The sequence below is a fragment of the Rhizobium sp. WSM1328 genome (genome assembly GCF_057653715.1).
The window spans coordinates 1,703,218-1,725,464 of sequence record NZ_CM172788.1; the positions used below are offsets into that span (position 1 = coordinate 1,703,218).

Here is a 22,247-nt window from a genome sequence, read left to right on the forward strand (position 1 = left end):
TTGCACCGGCACGCCATTTCCTTTACCTCACCAGTGGAAAAGAACAGCCTGCAAAGAGCATCAGATGACCCTTGTCGACGTCCGCACGCCTGATCCGAAACGCTTCATCCCCGGCGCCACCGGCGACTGGGAGGTCATCGTTGGCATGGAAGTCCATGCCCAGGTGCTGTCCAATTCGAAGCTCTTCTCCGGCGCCTCGACGGAATTCGGCAAGCCGCAGAATTCGAACGTCTCGCTGGTCGACGCCGCCATGCCCGGCATGCTGCCCGTCATCAACGAGGAGTGCGTCAGGCAGGCCGTGCGCACCGGCCTCGGCCTGAAAGCCCAAATCAACAAGCGCTCGCTCTTTGATCGCAAGAACTATTTCTATCCCGACCTGCCGCAGGGCTATCAGATCTCGCAGTTCAAGGATCCGATCGTCGGCGAGGGCAAGATCGTCATTTCACTCGGACCTGACCGCCAGGGCCAGTTCGAAGATATCGAGATCGGCATCGAACGCCTGCATCTGGAGCAGGATGCCGGCAAGTCGATGCACGACCAGCACGCGACCATGTCCTATGTCGATCTGAACCGTTCCGGCGTCGCGCTGATGGAGATCGTCTCGAAGCCCGACATGCGCTCGTCCGACGAGGCCAAGGCCTATATGACCAAGCTGCGTTCGATCGTGCGTTACCTCGGTACCTGCGACGGCAACATGGACGAAGGCTCGATGCGCGCCGACGTCAACGTCTCCGTCCGCCGGCCGGGCGAGGATTTCGGCACGCGTTGCGAGATCAAGAACGTCAACTCCATCCGCTTCATCGGTCAGGCGATCGAATATGAAGCCCGTCGCCAGATCGGCATTCTGGAAGAAGGCGGCAAGATCGATCAGGAGACCCGCCTCTTCGACCCGGGCAAGGGCGAGACGCGTTCGATGCGCTCCAAGGAGGATGCGCACGACTATCGTTATTTCCCCGATCCGGATCTGCTGCCGCTCGAATTCGACGATGCCTTCATCAAGGCGCTCGAAGTGCATCTGCCGGAGCTGCCCGACGACAAGAAAGAGCGCTTCGTGCGCGAACTCGGCCTGTCGATCTACGACGCCTCGGTGCTCGTTTCCGAAAAGGCGATCGCCGATTATTACGAAGCCGTCGCCGCAGGCCGTGATGGCAAGATGGCCGCCAACTGGGTGATCAACGATCTGCTCGGCGCGCTGAACCGCACCGGCAAGGACATCGAGCAGACCCCGGTTTCGCCGGCCCAGCTCGGCGCCATCATCGACCTCATCAAGGCCGAAACCATCTCCGGCAAGATCGCCAAGGATCTCTTCGAGATCGTTCTGACTGAAGGCGGCGATCCGGCCGAGATCGTCGAAGCGCGAGGCATGAAGCAGGTGACGGATACCGGCGCGATTGAAAAGGCCGTTGACGAGATCATCGCCGCCAATCCTGACCAGGTCGAAAAGGTCAAGACGAAGCCGACCATGGCGGCCTGGTTCGTCGGCCAGGTGATGAAGGCGACCGGCGGCAAGGCCAATCCACAGGCTGTCCAAGCCCTTGTCAAGGCAAAGCTCGGCATCGAGGAATAAGCGGGTGTATTTCGTCCGCACCGCCGGCGAGCGCGACTTGGAGAAGGTGCGCGCCCTCTTGGTGGAGAGCTTTCATGCCACCTATGACAGCCTGCATGGCAGGGCCAAGGTGGAGGATCTGATCGCCCATCTCTTTTCACCGGCGGCGCTGAAGACGCGCCTCGTGCGGAAGGATGCCGAATTCCTCGTTGCCGATGACGGCCGCAATATCGGCGGCATGGGTTATGCGGCAATGTCGCAGCAATTGACGAAGACGGTCATGCTGCATCTCCTCTATGTCAGGCCGGCGCTGCAGCGCCAGGGCATCGGCCGCGATATCTTCGCCGAACTCGAAACCTGCTTTCCGGATGCGGAAATCATGCGCCTCGAAGTCGAGCCGCAAAACGCTGCGGCGATCGCCTTCTATCAGATGCACGGCTTCACCGAGGTCGGCCGCAATGAGAATAGCGGAGCCGGACAGTCCGGCATTCCGGCATTGGTGTTGGAGAAGCGCTTGGCGGGTTAAACGCCCGAATCGCTGAGTGCCTTGTGGTGGGTGTGGTAGGTCTGGAGCAGTTGCATCAGTCGCTCCTTGCTGACGGTAAGACCACTCGTTTCGATGCGCAGTTGCCGAAGTTCATTCGTCGCACGTGCGGTATGGAATAGTGAGAACATCGGTTTGCGACCCTGAATGCCGTCTGGTCGGCACCAGACAGCGATTGTATCTCCGGTGCCTTCTGCGTCCGTTCCCGGCGATGCGGACAACAGGTTGCCCAGAACCAGAAAAATTGTTCGCAAAATCCTTTGCGCCAGCGTGGGTGCCGCAGCCTCGATGCGTGCGACTGCCGGCCACGGAATTAATTCTTGCATTAGCCGAAGATCTTTGAAGCCATTTGGGCCTATCGCAATGATCGTCTTATTGGATGAAAAGATCAGGACATAAAGATTGCAAAATAGGTAGTACGCAATTGGCGGCCCACAGAGCAGGGACAGGAAAAGCGAATTCAAAGTCCCATCGAAAATCCAGAAGCCGAAGACAATTATCACCAGTGTTGATAGTGCAATTCTAAGCCGAATATCCCTAGCGGAGTATCCGACCTCACGGATATCGTTCAAGAACATCCGTCTTTTTCCTTCCGCAACAATCATCGTCCGGTTTTTACATAGGTAGAAAAGTGTGATGCCACAAGATTTGAATATCCGTGAAGCTCGCAAGGACGACCTCCCTGCGCTGGTGGCTATGTTTTCGGCCGACGCACGCGGCGGTCACGGCGATACCACGGAACCTGAAGCCTTTTCCGATTATGTCAGGGCCTTCGCCGTCATCGAGGCTTCGCCCGATCAGACGCTTTACGTCGCAGAGCGCGGCGGCGAGGTCGTCGGCACGTTCCAGACGATGGTGACGACCTCGCTCACCGGCCGCGGCTCCTCGGCGATGATCATCGAGGCGGTGCAGACGCGCGCCGATATGCGCGGGCAGGGGGTCGGCGGACTGATGATCGAATTCGCCATTGCCGAGGCAAAAGGCCGCGGTATCGGGCGAGTAGCGTTGACCTCGAATGCAGTGCGCAAGGATGCTCACCGTTTCTATGAAAGGCTGGGCTTCAAGCCCTCGCATCTGGGCTTCAAGATGGCTTTGAAATGACCCTTGGCCATCGTGGAATCGCTGGACAATTCGGCTTGGCGACGGCATAAGCGAGGAAACGAATTCTGGTTTGGCTCGCATCTGGCGGGCACAAGGAAAAGACATGTGGAATCTTCTGGTTCAGACCTTTACCTGGTGGAACGGTCAGACGATGGGCACGCGTTTTGCGACCTGGCGTTTTGGCAAGCGCGTCGGCGAGGATGAATTCGGCAACGTCTACTACGAAGGCGGCATGTCCTCCTACGGTCTGCCGAAGCGTTGGGTGATCTACAAGGGTTATGCCGAAGCCTCCGCCATTCCGCCGGGCTGGCATGGCTGGATGCATCATCGCACCGATGTCCCCCCGTCCAAGGAAAGCTACGTCGCCAAGGATTGGCAGAAGCCGCACCGGCCCAACCATACCGGTTCGCCGCAGGCCTATCGCCCGCCGGGCTCTATCGCCGTTCCGGGCGAACGTCCGCGCGTCACCGGCGATTATGACGCTTGGACGCCGGGCAACTGAGACGGCCCGACCGGGCAATCCCAAGACCCGGCTTTGGCCACAATTGACCTTTACCCGCAGGTTGGCCGCGCTTGACCGCGGCCGTGAACTGAAAATGTCTGGAGACGGGTACACATGAAGCTCTTCACGCGGAACAAGGTCCTGCGTGCCGCCGGATCGCTGCTGGCGCTCTCGGCCCTGCTTCCGCCGGCTGCGGCAAATGCCGCACGCATCGAAAATCCGGTTGCCGTCTTCTCCGGCCTCGACAAGATCACCGGCCGCATCACGACCTTCGACGTCTATGTCAATGAGACGGTACAGTTCGGTGCGCTGCAGGTGACACCGAAGGCCTGTTATTCGCGCGACCAGTCGGAAGCACAGAAGATCGACGGTTTCGTCGAGGTCGATGAGATCACCCTCGACCGCAAGATCCGCCGCATCTTCACCGGCTGGATGTTCGCCGCCAGCCCCGGCCTCAACGCCGTCGAGCACCCGATCTACGACGTCTGGCTGAAGGACTGCAAGGCAAACTCGGATGTTCCGGCTCCTGACGGTGCCAAGGCGACAGCTCGCTAGCGCCTCTCATCACGCTTTACAGCGCCGCGCGCCTTTTCAGACACACAAACAACGACGCTGTAACACTTTGAGTGACGCAGCAACCTGGATGAGCCTATGCGGTGGGTGTCTTGTTCCTCTTGAAAAGGCCCTTGGCAAAGCGAAGCGCACCGGCGAACACAATGAAAACGAGGACGCCGCCCTTTTTGAGGAAGGCGAGGGCGAGTGCCAGCAATCCCACCTTGGCAGCAATCTTGGCGCCCGCGCCCGCAGCGATCATTCCCGCCATCCCATAGGCCGCGATCTTGTCGCCCTCGACGTAGTCGGTATAGGCCATTCCCTTGTCGAACTGCACGAGCTTGGTGACGGTCGGGATGACACCCTCGATCTCTTTCAGCTGGTCGAGGCCGGCGACGAAGTTGAATTGAAATACGCCCTCGCGGCCGAACACACGCACGGAATAGTTCAGCGTGTGCTGCTTATCGTCGCCGAACATTAGATCACGCGCCCAGTGCAGCGCATGCGCGGATTTGTCGTAGTGCGGCGTGGATGCCCAGCCGACAAGCGTGATCTTCGGAAAACCCTGCTTTTCGCGCTCGACGTTGTTTTCCCTGATGGAATCCTTGATGTTCTGCAGCAATTCGTCGTAATTGGTCGTGGCGACATCGACGTCCGAGACATAGCCGTCGGCGCTGTGTTCCACGGTGGAACCCCAGGCCTCTATATCGGTCGGCGCGTATTTCGCCGGGAAGATCATCCCCATCGTTCCCTCCGCCGCCGCCGGAGGATTTCCCCAGATATCGACGAGTACCGTCATCGCGTCGGCAGGGCTGAGATAGTAGAAGTCGGCGGGCACGTTCAGCGTTGCCTTCGCTTCAGGCAGCTTGATCACACCCTGCTGAAAATCGAGCTTCTCCAGCACCGGCTTTTCCGCGTCGGAAAAATCGGTCCTGCTCGGGAACATATCCTGGTAGGGACGTGCACCGGCTTGACCTGCAAATAAGGTCAAAAGGACTGCGGCAGCAAAATATCGTTTCAAAATTCTATCCCCCGTTGCATTTTTGAACCTAGCCAAATCGGCTGGAAAATCAACGTGCGGATGAAACGATCGAGCTTAAAACGTAAGGTGCGGCGACTCCATCGCTGCTGTCAGCATCGCGGCATAATCGGCCTTCGGAACGTCGATCGCTCCGAACGTCTTCAGGTGCTCGGTGGTGAACTGGGTGTCGAGCAGGGTGAAGCCCCTTTCCCGCAGCCGGTCGACCAGATGAACGAGGCAGATCTTCGAGGCATCCGTCCGGCGCGAAAACATGCTTTCGCCGAAGAAGGCCGAGCCGAGCGAGACGCCGTAGAGGCCGCCGACCAGCTCATCGTCCTCCCAGGCTTCGACGGTATGGGCATGGCCCATGTCGTAGAGCGTCGAGTAGAGCGATCTGATCGTCCTGTTGATCCAGGTGCTCGGGCGCCCGGATGTCTCCTCCGCACAGGCAGCAATGACCTGATCGAAAGCGTGATCGAAACGGATCTCGAAGGGTTTCTTGCGCACCGTCTTGGCAAGGCTTTTCGACACATGGAAATGGTCGAACGGCAGCACGCCGCGCAGTTCCGGTTCGACCCAGAAGATCTCCGGGTCGTCGGCGGATTCGGCCATCGGGAAGAGGCCGATGGAATAGGCGCGCAGGAGAATGTCAGGGGTTATGCCTGGTGACTTCCTGCGCGATCCTGCCATTCCTGTCCTATGCCGCCGGTGTGTTGGCGAGGTAGTCTTCCAGCCAGTGGATGTCGTAGTCGCCGTTGGCGATATCCTGGTTGGAGACGAGATCCTGGAATAGCGGCAGCGTTGTATTGATGCCGTCGACGACGAATTCGTCGAGCGCCCGGCGCAGGCGCATCATGCATTCGACGCGGGTACGGCCGTGCACGATCAGCTTGCCGATGAGGCTGTCGTAATAAGGCGGGATCTTGTAGCCCTGATAGGCACCGGAATCGATGCGCACGCCGAGACCACCCGGCGCGTGGAAGTGCGTGATCGTACCGGGTGAGGGCACGAAGGTGCGCGGGTGCTCGGCATTGATACGGCACTCGATGGCGTGACCGGAAAAATGCACTTCGTCCTGCGTCACCGACAGACCGCCGCCGGAAGCGACGCGGATCTGCTCGTGCACGAGGTCGATGCCGGTGATCGCTTCGGTGATCGGATGTTCCACCTGCAGGCGGGTGTTCATTTCGATGAAATAGAACTCGCCGTTCTCGTAGAGGAATTCGATCGTGCCGGCGCCGCGATATTTCAGCTTCTTCATGGCGTCGGCGCAGATCTGGCCGATCTTCATGCGCTGCTCGACGTTGAGGGCCGGCGAATTCGCCTCTTCCCAGACCTTCTGATGGCGCCGCTGCAGCGAGCAGTCGCGCTCGCCGAGATGGATGGCATTGCCTTCGCCGTCGCCGAACACCTGGATTTCGATGTGGCGCGGCTTACCGAGATATTTTTCCATGTAGACGGCATCGTTGCCGAAGGCGGCTGCTGCTTCCGTGCGGGCCGTCGACCAGGCCTCGATCACGTCGGCCTCGCTCTTGGCGACCTTCATGCCGCGTCCGCCGCCGCCGGCCGTGGCCTTGATCAGCACCGGATAGCCGATTTCGGCGGCCGTCTTCAGCGCATCCTCTTCGGTCTTCACTTCGCCGTCCGAGCCTGGAACGACGGGAATGCCGAGTTCCAGCGCCGTCGTCTTGGCGGTGATCTTGTCGCCCATGATGCGGATATGGTCCGCCGTCGGCCCAATGAAAGTGATGCCGTGGGCTTCGAGGATATCGGCGAACTTGGCATTCTCCGACAGAAAGCCGTAGCCCGGATGCACGGCGTCGGCACCGGTGATCTCGCAGGCGGCGACGATCTGGTGGATGTTGAGATAGCTCTCGCGCGAGGAGGGTGGGCCGATGCAGACACTTTCGTCGGCAAGGCGCACATGCATGGCATCGGCGTCGGCGGTGGAATGAACCACGACGCAGGCAATGCCGAGCTCCTTGCAGGCCCGGAGCACGCGAAGGGCGATTTCTCCGCGATTGGCGATGAGGATTTTCGAAATCATGGGCATGGGCCTATTCGATGACGACGAGGGCTTGGCCGTATTCGACGGGATGTCCGTCATCGACGAGGATCTCGGTCACCTTGCCTGACTTCGGCGAAGGGATCTGGTTCATCGTCTTCATCGCTTCGATGATGATCAACGTCTGGCCTTCCTTGACGGTTGCGCCGACTTCGATGAAGGGGCGCGCGCCCGGAGCCGACGCCATATAGACTGTGCCTACCATCGGTGCATTGACGACATTGGCCGGGTTGCGGCTGGGAGCTGCGGCTGGCGCGGCAGCGGCTGCCGCAGCGGGCGCGGCAAAGGCCGGTGCGGCGATCGGCGCCTGAACATATTGCGGCGTGCCGGCGCGCGAAACGCGGATGCGCAGGTCGTCCTGCTCGACCTCGATCTCCGTCAGATCCGTTTCGTTGAGAATATTGGCGAGATCGCGGATCAGTGCCTGGTCGATACCCGATTTCTTTTCAGCCATGGTGTTGCCCTGTCTTATTCTTATGCCGTGATGTTCTTCAGCGCGTGGAGCGCCAGGATGTAGCTGTGAGGCCCGAAGCCACAGATCACGCCTTTGCATGCCGGCGCGATCATCGACTTGTGGCGGAATTCTTCCCGTGCATGCACGTTGGATATGTGGAGCTCGACGACGGGAATGGAAATAGCGCGGATCGCATCATGCAGCGCGACCGATGTATGCGTATAGGCGCCTGCATTGATGGCAACGCCGACGGCCTTTTCGTCGGCCTCATGGAACCAATCGACGAGCGTGCCTTCGTGATTGCTCTGGCGGAAGTCGATATCGAGGCCGAGCTCGCGCCCTGCAGCCTTGCAGTCCGCCTCGATGTCCTTGAGCGTCTTGCCGCCATAAATGCCGGGCTCTCGTTTACCCAGCATGTTCAGGTTGGGGCCGTTCAGGACAAAAATCGTTTGCGTCATCGAATGTTCCGTAAAAGGTACGACGGCAACCTATAGACTCCGCGAAGGCTGAATGAAAGCCCTTACGGAATGGCCAGCGGCAATCGTGCCACATTTGTCCACATGGTTGAAACACTTCGATTTTGGCGATTTGATGAGCTGGCGGCTGGGGGCTGCTTTGCTCAGCAGGCGGTCTTGCCGCAGCTGCGCATGTTCTTGACCTTGGCTTCGAGATCGTCGAGCCCGACGGCGCCGGGCACCAGTTCGTTGCCGATCACATAGGAGGGCGTACCGCTAATGCCGAGACTGGAGGCGAGCTGGTAGGTCGCCTGGACTATACCGTCATTCGGGCTCTTTGCCATCTCGGCGCGGATCTTGTCCGCGCTGACGCCGAGCGAAGCGGCAACCGCGATCGCTGTTTCGTCGGAGGCACGGCCTTCGGTGCCGAGAAGGGCAACGTGGAAATCGGCATATTTCTCCGGTGCGAGCTTGCGGAAGGCGTCGGCCACCTTGTGGGCGGCGACCGAATCCGGCCCGAGGATCGGGAATTCCTTGAGGACGAAACGGACGTTCTTGTCCTTCTTCAGCATCGCCTGCATGTCGGGAAGCGCATGGCGGCAGTAGCTGCAATTATAATCGAAGAATTCGACGACAGTGACATCGCCCTTGGGATTGCCGAGCGTGACGTCGTTCTTTGAATCGAAAATGTCGGTGGTGTTCTCTTCGATCGCCATATTGGCTTTCACCGACCGCTGGGCCTCCTGCTTCTTTTGCAGCGCATCCTGGACTTCGAGCATGATCTCGGGGTTCTCGATCAGGTATTGCTTGATGAATTCGCCGAACTCCTTCTTCTGCTGGTCGTCGAGCGCTGCCGCGGGAAGCGGAAGGGCGATCGATGCGGCAAGCGCCACTGCGGTGAAGGTCTTCGGGAAGAATGCCATGTTATCCTCGTCATCGGCGGGATGGTCGTCTCTTCGTCGAGAAGACCGTCGCCGGGTTAATGGACTTGAATGCGTCGCGTCAAGGTACGGTGCGTTCGGTTCTGCTCAAACAGGAATTTTTCATCCCCGTCCGGCCCTCGCGGGATTGTGATGAGCCGATTAATGCGGCAATTGTCGGGCCGTCACTGAAGAAGCTGAGCGAGAAACGATCTTGTTTTCCATATCGAAACGCAGCGAAGTTGAGCCTTTTCACGCCATGGACGTCCTGGCGGAGGCGACGAAGCGGCGCGCGAGCGGCCATCCCGTGATCTCGATGGCGGTCGGTCAGCCCTCGCATCCGGCACCTGAGGCGGCCCTCGAAGCGGCGCGCGCAGCCCTCGCCGAAGGCAGGATCGGCTATACCGATGCGTTGGGAACGGCGCGGCTGAAATCGGCGCTCGCCTGGCACTACAAGGATCGCCACGGCCTGGAGATCGATCCCAAGCGCATCGCCATCACCACCGGTTCCTCGGCCGGCTTTAATCTCGCCTTCCTGTCGCTTTTCGATGCCGGCGATGCGGTGGCGATCGCAAGACCGGGTTATCCCGCCTATCGCAATATCCTCGGCGCGCTGGGCTTGAAGGTTCTGGAAGTGCCTGTAACGGCCGAGACCCACTTCACCCTGACGCCGCAAAGCCTCGAAGCGGCGCAGAAGGAAAGCGGCATGACGCTGAAAGGCGTGCTGCTCGCAAGCCCGGCCAACCCGACCGGCACGTTGACCGGCCGCGAGGGTCTGAAGGCGCTTTCGGATTACTGCGCGGCCCATTCCATCGCCTTCATCTCCGATGAAATCTATCACGGGCTGACCTTCGCCGGCGAGGAGGCGAGCGCGCTGGAGCTGACCGACGAGGCGATCGTCATCAACTCCTTCTCCAAATATTATTGCATGACCGGCTGGCGAATCGGCTGGATGGTGCTTCCCGAGCGCTTGGTGCGGCCGATCGAGCGGGTGGCGCAGAGCCTCTATATCTCCCCGCCCGAGCTCTCCCAGATTGCCGCCACGGCCGCTCTGAGCGCCGGTGCCGAGCTCGATCGTTACAAGACCAGTTACGCCGCCAACCGCGATTTGCTGATGCGGCGCCTGCCGCAGATCGGGTTTTCGATCGCCTCGCCGATGGACGGCGCCTTCTACGCCTATCTCGACGTCACCCGCTTCACCAATGACAGCATGGGCTTCGCCAAACGCATGCTCGCGGAAATCGACGTCGCCGCCACGCCGGGTCTCGATTTCGATCCGCTGGAGGGAAATCGAACCTTGCGTCTGTCCTATGCGGGCTCGCAAGCGGAGATCGCCGAGGCGGTGGAGCGAATCGCGGCCTGGCTGAAATAGCGCTCGCGGCTGCTTACTCTCTTATCGCTCAGCTACGCGACGAAAACAGTGAGGCAAGCGTCGAAGACGGTTTGTTGTTCAGCCGCGGCACCACCACGAGCTGCTTGATGTCGCCGCGCTTGTAGGCGGCGAGGAAGCGGCGGTAATCCTTGAAGGAGACACAGCCGTTGGAATCGCCGTTCTTGCCGAGCATGTAGGTATGGGCGAGTAGGCCGACACGGTCATAGATGGCGTCGGAACCTTCGACCGGCGTTAGCCGCAATGCTTCGACGCCATGGAAAAGGCTCTCGCGCATGGTGAGGGCATAGGTGTGCGGCGGCGTCGGTCCACGCATCTTCTTGTTGGCGAAACGCGGGTTGTCGCGCATCTTGCCGAGCCCGGAATGGGCCTCGAGGCGCTCGCCGTTCGGCAGATAGACGGTGCTGTTTTCGATATCGTAGATCGCCACGCCTGCGCGCAGCTTCGGCGAGAAGACCGGCTTATCGTAGCGCGGCACTGCATCGTCCTCGTCATCTTCGATCGGCGAGTTCGGCTGGGCGTAGGCAAGTACAGGCTCGTCAGAGCGCTGCGAACCCTTGGAGGCCGGTGTCGGTTTGCCGATGAGGCCATCGGGACGTGCCATCGGCAGCGGCACCGAACCTTCATCCGGCGCCAGCACGAGATCGAAGGGGGGCGCGTCGTCCGCGGCGGCGACGACGTCAGGTGCGGGTGCCGAAGCGGGAATGGAGGCGGTTCTGAGAGGAGGTGTGGTTGGTTCGACCGGGGCCGGCGCGATTTGCCGGGATCCGGCATCGGCAAGCGCAAGCAGGGTCGGGAGTTCGGCTGCGGCGACCGCCTCCTTCGAGGGAACGATGATCCGGTCGCCGTCGTCTTCGTCCGTCTCTGCCGAGGCGAGCTCGACCGGCGCCGTCACGATGACATCGTCCTTGCGGAATTTGGCGCTGTCGGAGATCGCCGCCACGACCGGCTGTTCGGCAGCCATGGCGAGCCGATTGTTTTTGGCGAGAACCGCGAGCGCTGTCGCGGCGGCAGCGGTCTTTTCGGCATGGGATTGAATGAGGCTCGCCGTCAGCGGTACCTTCGGCTTCGCATCGAAGGCGGCCAGCCGGTCGGCCTTGCCGACATGGATCAGCCTCTCGTGACGCGGTGAAGGCGCCAGCTTCGGCGCAGTCGCCACCTGTGCCAGGCGATCCGGCGGAGAATAGGGAGCGGCTAACGAGTGCATCGTCGCGAAGGTCGCGATCAGCCATGTAGAGGTCAGAAATCCGGCGCCGACAACACCGTAAAGGAAACCGCGAGATCTGCGCCAACGGAAAGCAGATCCGCCAAGAAGGGTGACGTCATCGAACGTCCCGACCGCAAACGCCATACTACACTCGTCTTTCAAACTCGCTACGCAGGCCGGCGGCACTGACTGACTAAACTTCGCCGGGGGCCGGTACAGGCGCAAATGGGCCGAATTTAGACCACCCACGACGTCCGACTGTCTCGCAAGGATGACGAATTATGGTTTCTAATTTGTTTACGCGGCGTTGCAGTTTTTCACGACGTCTCAAAAAGATGCGTTGAGGCGTCTCAGGCGCGCTCCATCACATAACTTCCCGGCGCTTCCTCGATCGCGTTCAGCGCGTCGCCGCCGGGTTTGCGGGCCGGCACGCGTCTGCCGTCATGCGTCTCGATCCAGGCCTGCCAATGCGGCCACCATGATCCCGGGGTCTCCGTCGCCTGCTCGAGCCAGGTCTCGTAGTCCCCCTTGGCGGGGCCGCCGGTCCAGAATTGATACTTCTTCCTGTCGGGCGGGTTGACGACGCCGGCGATATGTCCCGAGCCGGTCACGACGAATTCCACCTTGCCGCCGAAGAATCGGCTGCCGAGGAAGACGGACTTGGCAGGTGCGATGTGATCCTCGCGGGTGGCGAGATTATAGATCGGGATTTTGACGTCCTTCAGTGACACGGACTTGCCGTCGAGGATCATCTCGTTCTGCGTCAGCGCATTGTTGAGATAGCAATTGCGCAGGTAGAAGGCATGGTTTGCCGCTGCCATGCGGGTCGAATCGGCGTTCCAGAACAACAGGTCGAAGGGCAGGGGATCCTGGCCCTTGAGGTAGTTGTTGACGAAATAAGGCCAGATCAGCTCGGAGGCGCGCAGCATGTTGAAGGCCATCGACATCTTCGTGCCGTCGAGATAGCCGGCCGCCCGCATATGCTCTTCGAGCGATTCAAGCTGCTCCTCGTCGACAAAGACCTTGAGGTCGCCGGCATGGGTGAAATCGACCTGGGTGGTGAAGAGTGTCGCAGTCTTGATGCGCTTGTTCTTCTCCTTGGCATGCAGCGCCAGTGTCGCGGCCAGCAGCGTACCGCCGACGCAGTAGCCGACGGCGTTGACATCCTTCTCGCCGGTCGCTTTCTCGATTGTATCAAGCGCGAAATCGATGCCTTCGCGGGCATAGGCCGTCCAGTCCTTTTCGGCGTGGCGCGCATCCGGGTTGACCCAGGAAATGACGAACACCGTCTGACCCTGGTCGACGCACCATTTGATGAAGGATTTTTGCGGGTTGAGGTCGAGAATATAGAACTTGTTGATCCAGGGCGGGCAGATCAGCAGCGGCCGCTTCAGCACCGTTTCAGTCGAAGCCTCGTACTGGATGATCTGGCAGATGTCGTTCTGGGCGATCACCTTGCCTGGTGTCAGCGCCATATCGCGGCCGACGGCGAATTTCGTCATGTCGGTCTGGCGAAGACGAAGATCGCCGTTTCCGGCAGCGATATCCTCGGCCAGCATCTTCATGCCGCGCACCAGATTGGCGCCGCTGGTCGCGATTGTCTCGCGGTAGAGTTGCGGATTGGTGGCGATGAAGTTGGTCGGCGAAAGCGCTGCCGTGATCTGCTTCACGTAGAAGCCGGCCTTGTGCTTGGTGTGTTCATCGAGGCCATCGGTTTCCGACACCATCTTTTCCACCCAGTCGGTGGTGAGGAAATAGACCTGGCGGAGAAAATCGAAGAACGGATTCTTCTGCCAGTCCTCGTCCGAGAAGCGCTTGTCCTTGCGGGTGTCCGGCTCGGCAGGCGTGGGATCGCCCTGCATTCGCTGCATCGAGCGCATCCAGAGGCCGAAGAACGAGGACATCAGCTGCGTCTGTGCCTCGAAGGTGCGGCGCGGATCGGAAATCCAGTATTCGGTGACCTTGGAAAGCGTCTTGACCATGTCGGTCATCGGATCGGCGGCGCTTTCGGTGATCTCGCCGCGTTCGCGCGGCGCAAGCCAGGCAGACGCTGCTTGTCCTAGATTTTCGAGCGCCCGAGCGAAATTCATCGCCATGGCCTCAGGATCCTTCAACAGATAGGGATCGAGATCGTTCGCGTCGAAGCCGGTCTTGCCGCCATTCTCCTGCTTGCTGTCGGTCACCATTTCCTCCGGCGGCAGCACCACTCTTTTTATCCATTCGTTGTACATCGTGATCGAACGAGAAAACAAGTTCCACCCGCATCGGCTCATGCTATTGCTTTGTGGCTGCGACAAATTTAACAGTCGAAGCAGTCAAAACTGGATTTTTGAGGCATGACGAAGAACGGCATTCGGCGCATCGCAACCTTCAACCGCACCGCACTGATCTGCGTCGCGGCGGCGATGGCTCTTGCCGGATGCAATCTGACGGCGGAACAAAAGGCCGCAGCCGCCGCCAAGCGAGCGGCGCCGACCGCCGTCGTCATGCCGGCCACTAAGGGCGAGGCGGCCGAGGGCGGCCTTGCTAAATACCCGGACGGCTATCCGAATTTCGGCGCGCCGCTGACCGCCGCCAATGTCCAGATGAGCGACGAGCAGGCGGCCGAACTGCAGCATCAGCTGACGGCACTTGCCGCCCGGCGCAAGGCCGGCACGATCTCGGAAGCAGATTATCAGGCCAAGGTCGCTGAAATGCGGCGTCTCGCCGCCGAGCACGGCACTGATACGCTGTCTGAAATCTCCAAATAGACCTTGCCTTTCAGGCAATTTGGACGCAAAGCCTTCGGCAAGGATCGGAAGACATAATTTTCCCGATAAAGCGCGTTACGCAGCCTTTCCGTCAAAGATTCGCCGCGTCGCTTGGGTCTGATGAATACGGCGTTGCGATTCTGAAGTTCGTGTCGCAGCCGCCGGGAGACGGAACGAACTTCGATTGCGGCCCGAAATGCCGCCTTTCCATGGGGAATGAGATGGAAGAGTTTCACAAAGTCCGGCGTTTGCCGCCTTATGTTTTCGAACAGGTCAACCGTTTGAAGGCAAGCGCGCGAGCGGGCGGCGCCGATATCATCGATCTCGGCATGGGAAACCCCGACCTTCCCACTCCCCAGTCGATCGTCGACAAGCTGTGCGAGGTCGTGCAGGATCCGCGCACGCACCGTTACTCCTCTTCCAAGGGCATTCCGGGGCTGCGCCGCGCCCAGGCCGCCTATTATGCCCGCCGTTTCGGCGTCAAGCTCAACCCGGATACCCAGGTGGTTGCCACCTTGGGCTCCAAGGAAGGCTTCGCCAACATGGCGCAGGCAATCACGGCGCCTGGCGACGTGATCCTCTGCCCGAATCCCACCTATCCGATCCACGCCTTCGGCTTCCTGATGGCGGGTGGCGTGATCCGTTCCATGTCGGTGGAGCCGGATGCGAGCTTCTTCGAACCGCTGGAACGCGCCGTCAAGCATTCGATCCCGAAGCCCTTGGCGCTGATCCTCAACTATCCCTCGAACCCGACGGCTTTTGTCGCGACGCTCGATTTCTACAAGGACGTCATCGCCTTTGCGAAAAAGCATGACATCATCGTGCTTTCCGATCTTGCCTATTCGGAAATCTACTTCGACGGCGCCCCGCCGCCGTCGGTTCTCGAAGTGCCGGGCGCTATGGACGTGACCGTCGAGTTCACCTCGATGTCGAAAACCTTCTCCATGCCCGGCTGGCGCATGGGCTTTGCCGTCGGCAACGAGCGACTGATCGCAGCGCTCACCCGCGTCAAGTCCTATCTCGACTACGGCGCCTTCACGCCGATCCAGGTGGCGGCAACGCACGCGCTGAACGGCGATGGTTCCGACATTGCGGAAGTCCGCAACGTCTATAAACGTCGCCGCGACGTCATGGTCGAAAGCTTCGGCAAGGCCGGGTTCGACGTGCCGCCGCCGGCTGCGACGATGTTCGCCTGGGCGAAGATCCCGGAAAAGTTCCGTCATCTCGGTTCGCTGGAATTCTCCAAGCTGCTGGTCGAGAAGGCCGACGTCGCCGTTGCCCCGGGCATCGGCTTCGGCGAAATGGGCGACGACTACGTCCGTCTGGCACTTGTCGAGAATGAACACCGCATCCGCCAGGCTGCGCGCAACATCAAGAAGTTCATGTCGACGGCAGACGAGACGATGCACAACGTCATCTCGCTGAACGCACACCGCTAATCCAACCGTTGGGCAGCCGCGTCATGCGGCTGCCGCCACACAGACATTTCAGGATCGATCCATGGCAGATGCCCTCAAAATCGGCATTGCGGGCTTGGGCACCGTTGGCGCCTCGCTTGTCCGCATCATTCAGCAGAAAAGCAACGAGCTTGCCGTCACCTGCGGGCGTCCGATCACCATCACCGCCGTTTCGGCACGTGACAAGGCGAGGGACCGCGGCATCGATCTTTCCGCTGTTACCTGGTTCGACCGGCCGGAAGAGCTTGCCGAAAAGGGCGATATCGACGTCTTCGTCGAGCTGATGGGCGGCGCCGAAGGGGCTGCCAACATCTCGGTGCGTACGGCACTCCAGCGTGGTCTCCATGTGGTGACAGCCAACAAGGCGCTGCTTGCCTATCACGGCGTCGAGCTTGCGACGATCGCCGAGGAGAAGGGGTCGCTGCTGAACTTCGAGGCGGCGGTCGCCGGCGGCATCCCGGTCATCAAGGCCCTGCGTGAATCGCTGACGGGCAATTCCGTCTCGCGCATCTATGGCATCATGAATGGCACCTGCAATTATATCCTGACCAAGATGGAGAAGGAGGGGCTTTCCTTCGCCGAATGCCTCAAGGAAGCGCAGCGGCTGGGTTATGCCGAGGCCGATCCGGCCTTCGATATCGAGGGCAACGACACGGCCCATAAGCTTTCCATCTTGACGACGCTCGCCTTCGGCAATCAGATCGCCGCCGACGACATCTATCTCGAAGGCATCACCAACATCTCGATCGAGGATATCCACGCCGCTGCCGAACTCGGTTATCGCATCAAGCTCTTGGGCGTTGCCCAGCGCACCGATACCGGCATCGAACAGCGCGTCCATCCCACAATGGTGCCGGTCGATTCGGTCATCGCCCAGGTCGACGGCGTTACCAATGCAGTGGCGATCGAATCCGACGTGCTCGGCGAACTGCTGATGGTCGGCCCTGGCGCCGGCGGCAACGCCACAGCCTCGTCGGTGCTTGGTGATATCGCCGATATCGCCAAGAGCCAGCCGGGCGCCCAGCGGGTGCCGGTGCTCGGCCATCCCGCAACCACACTGGAACCCTATCGCAAGGCGCAGATGCAGAGCCACGAGGGCGGCTATTTCATCCGCCTGACCGTGCTCGACCGCACCGGCGTCTTTGCCAGCGTCGCAACCCGCATGGCCGAAAACAACATCTCGCTGGAATCGATCGTCCAGCGCTCCAAGCAGCACCTGGCGCCATCGCATCACCAGACGATCATTCTCGTCACCCACGCGACGACGGAAGACTCGGTGCGCAAGGCAGTCGCTTCGATCAAGTCGGAAGGTTACCTCTTCGGCGAGCCGCAGGTGATTCGCATCGAGCGGCCCAAAGAGGAAGGCTGAGCTTTTTCCCGTCCCGGAGGACCGTTGAGCCGCCCTGTTCCTGCAGGGCAGTTTTTTCTGTTATCTATTCAACCTTCCCTTACGGAAGCCTATATTAACAGATACCGAAATATTGATATAACTAAACCTAAGATGGTGAGTCGTCTGGGTGGAGAATTTCATGAGTAAGGACAGCCACGCCGGGAAGGGGTATGGCTACCCGAGCGATGTGCCGCCGAACCCTCCTGATATGCCTGAGGAAATCCTCAAGCCGGCCTACCGTGAAATTCCTGAAGAGGTCTCTGATGAGGCTGAAGACGAGGAAAACACGGAAGGCCGTAACTGGGCCATTCTGCTGACGCTGTTTTCGTTCCTGCTGGTGCAGTTCGCCGGCATCGCCCTGATCGTCTGGGCGGTATTCTGGTAAAAACCCGTGTCTGCAAATCCATCGCTATGTTATCTCCGCTGCTCCTGTAGAAAGAGCAGATGAAGTCAGCGGAGTATGGCATGGCAGATCTCGTCGATCCGGTACAGCGCGCGTTTCTCGGCGTGGAGAAATCCGCGCTCGACAATCGCTGGGTCGCGCGGCTCGACCAGGCAGGGCAGAACCGCGCGCTGGCCATGTCGCAGATCCACGGACTGCCAGATCTGATCGCCCGGGTGCTGGCCGGGCGCGGCGTGACGGTAGACGAGGCGATCGAATTCCTCGACCCGACGATCCGCAGCCTGATGCCCGATCCCCATAAGCTGACCGATTGCGAAAAGGCCGCAAATCGCCTCCTGCGTGCCATCGAGCGCGGCGAGAGCGTCGCGATCTTCGGCGACTACGACGTCGACGGTGCAGCCTCCTCGGCGCTGATGTTTCGCTTTCTCAGCCATTTCGGCGTCAGGGCGACCATCTATATCCCCGACCGCGTCTTCGAAGGTTACGGCCCTAATCCGGCGGCGATCAACCAGTTGATCGATAACGGTGCTGAGCTGATCGTCACCGTCGATTGTGGCTCCACCAGCCACGAGGCGCTGGCCGCCGCTGCCGCGCGCAACATCGATGTCGTCGTCATCGATCACCACCAGGTGACACATGAGCTGCCGCCCTGCCATGCGCTGGTCAACCCGAACCGCGAGGACGACCTCTCGGGGCAGGGGCATCTTTGCGCCGCCGGCGTCGTCTTCATGGTGCTGGTCGCGACGCTCCGGCTGCTGCGCGCGGCCGGCAATAAGCGCATCCTGGCGATCGACCTGCTGCAGTGGCTGGATATCGTAGCACTTGCGACGGTCTGCGATGTCGTGCCGCTGAAGGGCCTTAACCGCGCCTATGTGGTGAAGGGGCTGGTCGCTGCCCGCCACCAGAGCAATGCCGGGCTGGCTGCACTCTTCCGCAAGGCGGGGCTCGCCGGCCCGGTGACACCCTATCATTTCGGCTTCCTGATCGGCCCGCGCATCAATGCCGGCGGGCGGATCGGCGACGCGGCACTCGGAAGCCGCCTGCTGACGCTCGACGACGCCGGAGAGGCTGATGTGATCGCGCAGCGCCTCGACGAGCTCAATCGAGAACGCCAGGCGATGGAGGCGATCATGCTGCAGGAGGCCGAAGCCGAGGCGCTTGCCGAATATGGCGACGGCGAGGGTGCCTCCGTCATCGTCACCGCCCATGAGAAATGGCATCCCGGCATCGTCGGGCTGATCGCGGCGCGGCTGAAGGAAAAATTCAAACGGCCCGCTTTCGCGATCGCCTTCGATCCCTCCGGCCGCGGCACCGGCTCGGGCCGCTCGATCAACGGCTTCGACATGGGCAGGATGGTCCGGGCTGCGGTTGACGAGGGTCTGCTCGTCAAAGGCGGCGGCCACGCCATGGCCGCGGGCCTGACGGTTGAGCGCACCGATCTCGGCAGGCTGAGGACCTTCTTCACCGAGAAGGCCGAGAGGACGGTGGCCAGCCTCGTCGCCAACGAAACGCTGAAGATCGACGGCGCGATCGGCGCAAGCGGCGCCACCCTCGAACTCATCGACCGCCTGGAGGCCGCCGGCCCCTATGGCTCCGGTCACGCACAGCCGCTCTTTGCCATACCGGCGCATCGCCTGCGCGACGCCCGCCTGGTCGGCGAGAAACATGTGAAGGTGACGCTGGAGGCCATGGACGGATCGCGACTCGACGGCATCGCCTTCCGCGCCGCCGATACGCCGCTTGGCAATCTTCTCATCAATTCACGCGGCGCCAACCTGCATGTCGCCGGTTCGCTCGGTGCCGATCATTACCAGGGCGCACGCCGCATCCAGCTGCGCGTCTGCGATGCAGCGCCGGCGAAATAGAGCAGTCGCGCAAGAGCGCTGACGATGTGGAGTGTCAAGGGAGAGAAAGTGGTACGCCCTAGGGGAGTCGAACCCCTCTTCCCAGAATGAAAATCTGGTGTCCTAACCGATAGACGAAGGGCGCTTCCTTCGTGGTGGCGCCCTTATAGTCAGCGCCTTCGAAGGCCGCAAGCGCCAAGGCGCGAAAAAATCATCGTTTTCGCCGATTTATTTTGGCTGTGGAAAAATGAGGCGCAAGCTGCGGCGGAGCGGAGACAAATCAAACCGGCGGGCTAGGATGGGCAGCGTCGCGCGAACCGAAGGGTTCTCCTCGAGGGGACTGACAGGGCCGGCCGACGTCGATCGAATGACGACGGCCTATCAACAGGATGGTACGCCCTAGGGGAGTCGAACCCCTCTTTACAGAATGAGAATCTGTCGTCCTAACCGATAGACGAAGGGCGCAGGTAGCTTCGTTAAAATAGGAGCGCGCGCCGGCTTCTGCAAGCGGAAGTGATGGCTTCTATATGGAGAGAAAGTGGTACGCCCTAGGGGAGTCGAACCCCTCTTCCCAGAATGAAAATCTGGTGTCCTAACCGATAGACGAAGGGCGCTTCCTTCGTGGTGGCGCCCTTATAGTCAGGCGTTTTGAATCCCGCAAGCGGAATTGCGGTTTTCCTTCAAAAAAATGACAGGAAATCCGAGTGCATTCGAGAAGCCGATTATTGAAGCTGAATCAATAGGCTGCCGGTTGTTTCTTTAACGCGACGAGGCGGCGCTGCCGTAACGTGATGCGAAAATCGCGCGGCCGTCAGGCGGCCGTCAGATCGCTCTTGCCGTCGTGATCGGCGCCCGTTTGCCGCCGCAGCCCCAGTTCCAGTCACGGGTTTTGCCGGTATCGAGGTGAACCGAATCCGTGTGGCAGTAGGTGCCGACGCCGCCGCGGTCCGGCAACGAGCGGATATAGGCGGCGATGTCCCATTTCGTCACGCCGTCGATCTGGATGTCGGCGGCCTCGCAGCTCTTGTGCATCGATTCGTCGGCGCCGCCGGCGAGGCGGTTGTGCTCTTCGTCGCGATAGCCGGAAGTGACGATGACAGGCCGGCCGAAATGGCTTTCGACCGTCTTGATCACTTTCAGCAGGTCGGGCTTGAAGCAGCCGACCTCGACCTTGTCGTTCTGGAGATGCAGCCTGTTCGGCGCGATGCGCGTCATGCCGGGCAGGGCCGCCTTGTGCAGCAGGCCGGAAAGGCTGCCAAGCAGGTTCTGCTTCGGCGCACTGTAGAGCGCGTTCATCGTCGAGGTGGGAATGCTGCCCGTCGCCAACGACGCTGTCTGCACGGGCGCAAGCTGCGTGCTGCTATTCTGTGAGGATTGCTGCGGCAGCACCGGCTCCGCCGGCTGCTGGGGCACGGGCGGCTGGCTGTAGACGCTGCTTCGCGACGGTGCTGCACCTTCCACCGGCACATAGGCCTGCGGCTGAATGATCGTGGACGTGCTGTTGTTCTGCGGCGCCGGCTGGTGATCGGAAAAGATGCTCATCGCCTGCGCGTTGATCCGGGTCGACTGCAGGACGAGCCCGCCGATATTGGCGGGCGCCGCCGTTGCCGAACCGGCGGGCGGGACGGCTGCATTCGGATCTGGTGCTACGACCTGAGGCGCGCCTTGGGCGCCGGAGACGTTGACCAGCCGGGGATCGCTATAGACCGAACGTGGGGCAGGGCTTGCAGGCGCTGCCGTGGCGAGCTGCGGTGCTGCTGCGGCTTGCACCGCCGGAACCGCCGCCGCCGAATCGAGCGCCTTCTTGTCCGACGCGCAGCCGGACAGCGCCAGCACCGAGGTGGCGATCAGCAAAGCGCCCGTCACGGGCATCCGCATCTGCATGTTAAGCAAGCGACAGTCTCCAGTTGATGCGGAAAATCGGCGAAAAACGCTTCTCTTCCGCTTCGAGTCGCCAGGAGATTGCCTGCGGCGTCGGATCGCGGCAAGCGCCGAGGCGCCGGCCGGACCCGAAATCGAAAAAGCCGCAAGCCTCGCAAAAGCCTTGCGACGAAAACCCTTACCAGGCGCCGGTATTGCCCATCGAGGCCCAGGGCTCAGCGGCCGGAAGCGGGCTGCCTTTCTGCAGGATTTCGATCGAGATGCCATCGGGCGAGCGCACGAAGGCCATGTTGCCGTCGCGCGGCGGCCGGTTGATGGTGATGCCGTTGTCCATCAGATTCTGGCAGGTGGCGTAAATATCGTCGACCTCATAAGCGAGGTGGCCGAAATTGCGACCTCCGCTATAATCTTCCGTGTCCCAATTGTAGGTAAGCTCGAGGCAGGGGGCTTTTTCGCTGCGCGCACGGTCGAGATCGTCGCGAGCAGCCAGGAAAACCAGGGTGAAGCGGCCCTTCTCGTTTTCGTGGCGGCGAATCTCCTCCAGCCCGAACAGCGTGGTGTAAAAGGTGAGGGAGGCGTCGAGGTCTTTGACGCGAACCATTGTATGAAGATAACGCATTCTATTTACTCCTTTATTGGGGCTAGCTTTTTTCGGCGAGCCGAGGTCAGCTTCGGGCAAGTCATCTTTATAAAATGTGCACCTGGGAATAACCGAAAACTAGGACTTGCGCTTATCCGTTACCAAGATGTTAATCTTGATTTCAA

General features: G+C 60.7%; 22 protein-coding genes and 3 tRNA genes. 11 read left to right on the forward strand and 14 right to left on the reverse strand.

The window, feature by feature from the left end; genetic code table 11:
• Positions 1–64: 64 nt before the first annotated feature.
• On the forward strand, positions 65–1,567 hold the full coding sequence (gene gatB / locus AC2444_RS08770) for an Asp-tRNA(Asn)/Glu-tRNA(Gln) amidotransferase subunit GatB (protein ID WP_012757270.1): 1,503 nt from the start codon (positions 65–67) through the stop codon (positions 1,565–1,567).
• Between the two features lie 4 nt (positions 1,568–1,571).
• The gene (locus tag AC2444_RS08775; protein WP_012757271.1) at positions 1,572–2,072 is read left to right on the forward strand and encodes a GNAT family N-acetyltransferase; all 501 of its coding nucleotides are present in this window, start codon (positions 1,572–1,574) and stop codon (positions 2,070–2,072) included.
• On the opposite strand, the gene AC2444_RS08780 is transcribed toward AC2444_RS08775, so the two are convergent.
• Positions 2,069–2,668: a hypothetical protein gene (locus AC2444_RS08780; RefSeq protein WP_012757272.1), complete on the reverse strand. Its 600-nt coding sequence runs from the start codon at positions 2,666–2,668 to the stop codon at positions 2,069–2,071. The two genes, AC2444_RS08775 and AC2444_RS08780, sit on opposite strands and share 4 nt — an antisense overlap.
• A gap of 58 nt (positions 2,669–2,726) precedes the next feature.
• Between AC2444_RS08780 and AC2444_RS08785 the strand changes: the two genes are divergently transcribed.
• From AC2444_RS08785 to AC2444_RS08795, 3 genes are all read left to right on the forward strand, one after another.
• Positions 2,727–3,191: a GNAT family N-acetyltransferase gene (locus AC2444_RS08785; protein WP_012757273.1), complete on the forward strand. Its 465-nt coding sequence runs from the start codon at positions 2,727–2,729 to the stop codon at positions 3,189–3,191.
• Positions 3,192–3,294: 103 nt separating this feature from the next.
• Positions 3,295–3,693 (forward strand): NADH:ubiquinone oxidoreductase subunit NDUFA12, encoded by a 399-nt coding sequence (locus AC2444_RS08790; RefSeq protein WP_003558960.1) that lies wholly within the window; start codon positions 3,295–3,297, stop codon positions 3,691–3,693.
• Between the two features lie 114 nt (positions 3,694–3,807).
• Entirely contained in the window at positions 3,808–4,248 is a 441-nt protein-coding gene (locus AC2444_RS08795) for a DUF2155 domain-containing protein (RefSeq protein WP_012757274.1), read from the forward strand.
• Between the two features lie 94 nt (positions 4,249–4,342).
• Here AC2444_RS08795 and AC2444_RS08800 read toward each other — a convergent pair whose 3' ends face one another.
• The 6 genes from AC2444_RS08800 to AC2444_RS08825 form a co-directional block, all read right to left on the reverse strand.
• On the reverse strand, positions 4,343–5,266 hold the full coding sequence (locus AC2444_RS08800; protein ID WP_012757275.1) for a DUF2167 domain-containing protein: 924 nt from the start codon (positions 5,264–5,266) through the stop codon (positions 4,343–4,345).
• Between the two features lie 75 nt (positions 5,267–5,341).
• Entirely contained in the window at positions 5,342–5,956 is a 615-nt protein-coding gene (gene aat, locus AC2444_RS08805; RefSeq protein ID WP_012757276.1) for a leucyl/phenylalanyl-tRNA--protein transferase, read from the reverse strand.
• 7 nt (positions 5,957–5,963) lie between these two features.
• Positions 5,964–7,319: an acetyl-CoA carboxylase biotin carboxylase subunit gene (accC, locus tag AC2444_RS08810; RefSeq protein WP_017993867.1), complete on the reverse strand. Its 1,356-nt coding sequence runs from the start codon at positions 7,317–7,319 to the stop codon at positions 5,964–5,966.
• 4 nt (positions 7,320–7,323) lie between these two features.
• The gene (gene accB / locus AC2444_RS08815) at positions 7,324–7,785 is read right to left on the reverse strand and encodes an acetyl-CoA carboxylase biotin carboxyl carrier protein (protein ID WP_012757278.1); all 462 of its coding nucleotides are present in this window, start codon (positions 7,783–7,785) and stop codon (positions 7,324–7,326) included.
• Between the two features lie 20 nt (positions 7,786–7,805).
• Entirely contained in the window at positions 7,806–8,243 is a 438-nt protein-coding gene (aroQ, locus tag AC2444_RS08820) for a type II 3-dehydroquinate dehydratase (RefSeq protein WP_011651695.1), read from the reverse strand.
• Between the two features lie 161 nt (positions 8,244–8,404).
• A complete protein-coding gene (locus tag AC2444_RS08825) occupies positions 8,405–9,163 on the reverse strand; it encodes a DsbA family protein (RefSeq protein WP_012757279.1) in 759 nt (252 codons plus the stop codon).
• Positions 9,164–9,374: 211 nt separating this feature from the next.
• On the opposite strand from AC2444_RS08825, the gene AC2444_RS08830 reads away from it, so the two are divergent.
• Entirely contained in the window at positions 9,375–10,532 is a 1,158-nt protein-coding gene (locus AC2444_RS08830) for a pyridoxal phosphate-dependent aminotransferase (RefSeq protein WP_012757280.1), read from the forward strand.
• A gap of 28 nt (positions 10,533–10,560) precedes the next feature.
• Here AC2444_RS08830 and AC2444_RS08835 read toward each other — a convergent pair whose 3' ends face one another.
• Together AC2444_RS08835 and AC2444_RS08840 are read right to left on the reverse strand one after the other, a co-directional pair.
• On the reverse strand, positions 10,561–11,901 hold the full coding sequence (locus AC2444_RS08835; protein WP_012757281.1) for a DUF2778 domain-containing protein: 1,341 nt from the start codon (positions 11,899–11,901) through the stop codon (positions 10,561–10,563).
• Between the two features lie 206 nt (positions 11,902–12,107).
• Positions 12,108–13,943: a PHA/PHB synthase family protein gene (locus AC2444_RS08840; RefSeq protein WP_221963039.1), complete on the reverse strand. Its 1,836-nt coding sequence runs from the start codon at positions 13,941–13,943 to the stop codon at positions 12,108–12,110.
• A 150-nt stretch (positions 13,944–14,093) separates the two neighbouring features.
• Here AC2444_RS08840 and AC2444_RS08845 point away from each other — a divergent pair, with 150 nt between their 5' ends.
• The 5 genes from AC2444_RS08845 to recJ all read left to right on the forward strand — a co-directional run bounded on the left by AC2444_RS08845 (position 14,094) and on the right by recJ (position 19,622).
• Positions 14,094–14,507 carry a hypothetical protein gene (locus tag AC2444_RS08845; protein ID WP_012757283.1) on the forward strand — a complete coding sequence of 138 codons (414 nt, stop codon included), beginning with the start codon at positions 14,094–14,096 and terminating at the stop codon, positions 14,505–14,507.
• A 221-nt stretch (positions 14,508–14,728) separates the two neighbouring features.
• Positions 14,729–15,946 (forward strand): LL-diaminopimelate aminotransferase, encoded by a 1,218-nt coding sequence (locus tag AC2444_RS08850; RefSeq protein ID WP_003558982.1) that lies wholly within the window; start codon positions 14,729–14,731, stop codon positions 15,944–15,946.
• A gap of 61 nt (positions 15,947–16,007) precedes the next feature.
• Positions 16,008–17,333, forward strand: coding sequence for a homoserine dehydrogenase (locus AC2444_RS08855; RefSeq protein ID WP_012757284.1), 1,326 nt, complete (start codon positions 16,008–16,010; stop codon positions 17,331–17,333).
• Positions 17,334–17,493: 160 nt separating this feature from the next.
• On the forward strand, positions 17,494–17,739 hold the full coding sequence (locus tag AC2444_RS08860; RefSeq protein ID WP_012757285.1) for a hypothetical protein: 246 nt from the start codon (positions 17,494–17,496) through the stop codon (positions 17,737–17,739).
• 80 nt (positions 17,740–17,819) lie between these two features.
• Positions 17,820–19,622 (forward strand): single-stranded-DNA-specific exonuclease RecJ, encoded by a 1,803-nt coding sequence (gene recJ, locus AC2444_RS08865; RefSeq protein ID WP_012757286.1) that lies wholly within the window; start codon positions 17,820–17,822, stop codon positions 19,620–19,622.
• Between the two features lie 49 nt (positions 19,623–19,671).
• On the opposite strand, the gene AC2444_RS08870 is transcribed toward recJ, so the two are convergent.
• The 5 genes from AC2444_RS08870 to gloA form a co-directional block, all read right to left on the reverse strand.
• A tRNA-Glu gene (locus AC2444_RS08870) sits at positions 19,672–19,746 on the reverse strand.
• Between the two features lie 245 nt (positions 19,747–19,991).
• Positions 19,992–20,066, reverse strand: a tRNA-Glu gene (locus tag AC2444_RS08875).
• A gap of 74 nt (positions 20,067–20,140) precedes the next feature.
• Positions 20,141–20,215 (reverse strand) — tRNA-Glu (locus tag AC2444_RS08880).
• A gap of 208 nt (positions 20,216–20,423) precedes the next feature.
• On the reverse strand, positions 20,424–21,494 hold the full coding sequence (locus tag AC2444_RS08885; RefSeq protein ID WP_012757287.1) for a YcbK family protein: 1,071 nt from the start codon (positions 21,492–21,494) through the stop codon (positions 20,424–20,426).
• 166 nt (positions 21,495–21,660) lie between these two features.
• Positions 21,661–22,101, reverse strand: a complete 441-nt coding sequence (gene gloA / locus AC2444_RS08890; protein ID WP_012757288.1) for a lactoylglutathione lyase — start codon at positions 22,099–22,101, stop codon at positions 21,661–21,663.
• Positions 22,102–22,247: the final 146 nt, after the last annotated feature.

Coding starts and splice junctions, on each gene's coding strand:
- gatB (WP_012757270.1), top strand. CDS start 65: ATGACCCTTGTCGACGTCCGCACGCCTGATCCGAAACGCTTCATCCCC.
- AC2444_RS08780 (WP_012757272.1), bottom strand. CDS start 2,668: ATGTTCTTGAACGATATCCGTGAGGTCGGATACTCCGCTAGGGATATT.
- AC2444_RS08785 (WP_012757273.1), top strand. CDS start 2,727: ATGCCACAAGATTTGAATATCCGTGAAGCTCGCAAGGACGACCTCCCT.
- AC2444_RS08790 (WP_003558960.1), top strand. CDS start 3,295: ATGTGGAATCTTCTGGTTCAGACCTTTACCTGGTGGAACGGTCAGACG.
- AC2444_RS08795 (WP_012757274.1), top strand. CDS start 3,808: ATGAAGCTCTTCACGCGGAACAAGGTCCTGCGTGCCGCCGGATCGCTG.
- aat (WP_012757276.1), bottom strand. CDS start 5,956: ATGGCAGGATCGCGCAGGAAGTCACCAGGCATAACCCCTGACATTCTC.
- accC (WP_017993867.1), bottom strand. CDS start 7,319: ATGCCCATGATTTCGAAAATCCTCATCGCCAATCGCGGAGAAATCGCC.
- accB (WP_012757278.1), bottom strand. CDS start 7,785: ATGGCTGAAAAGAAATCGGGTATCGACCAGGCACTGATCCGCGATCTC.
- aroQ (WP_011651695.1), bottom strand. CDS start 8,243: ATGACGCAAACGATTTTTGTCCTGAACGGCCCCAACCTGAACATGCTG.
- AC2444_RS08825 (WP_012757279.1), bottom strand. CDS start 9,163: ATGGCATTCTTCCCGAAGACCTTCACCGCAGTGGCGCTTGCCGCATCG.
- AC2444_RS08835 (WP_012757281.1), bottom strand. CDS start 11,901: ATGGCGTTTGCGGTCGGGACGTTCGATGACGTCACCCTTCTTGGCGGA.
- AC2444_RS08840 (WP_221963039.1), bottom strand. CDS start 13,943: ATGGTGACCGACAGCAAGCAGGAGAATGGCGGCAAGACCGGCTTCGAC.
- AC2444_RS08845 (WP_012757283.1), top strand. CDS start 14,094: ATGACGAAGAACGGCATTCGGCGCATCGCAACCTTCAACCGCACCGCA.
- AC2444_RS08850 (WP_003558982.1), top strand. CDS start 14,729: ATGGAAGAGTTTCACAAAGTCCGGCGTTTGCCGCCTTATGTTTTCGAA.
- AC2444_RS08855 (WP_012757284.1), top strand. CDS start 16,008: ATGGCAGATGCCCTCAAAATCGGCATTGCGGGCTTGGGCACCGTTGGC.
- AC2444_RS08860 (WP_012757285.1), top strand. CDS start 17,494: ATGAGTAAGGACAGCCACGCCGGGAAGGGGTATGGCTACCCGAGCGAT.
- recJ (WP_012757286.1), top strand. CDS start 17,820: ATGGCAGATCTCGTCGATCCGGTACAGCGCGCGTTTCTCGGCGTGGAG.
- gloA (WP_012757288.1), bottom strand. CDS start 22,101: ATGCGTTATCTTCATACAATGGTTCGCGTCAAAGACCTCGACGCCTCC.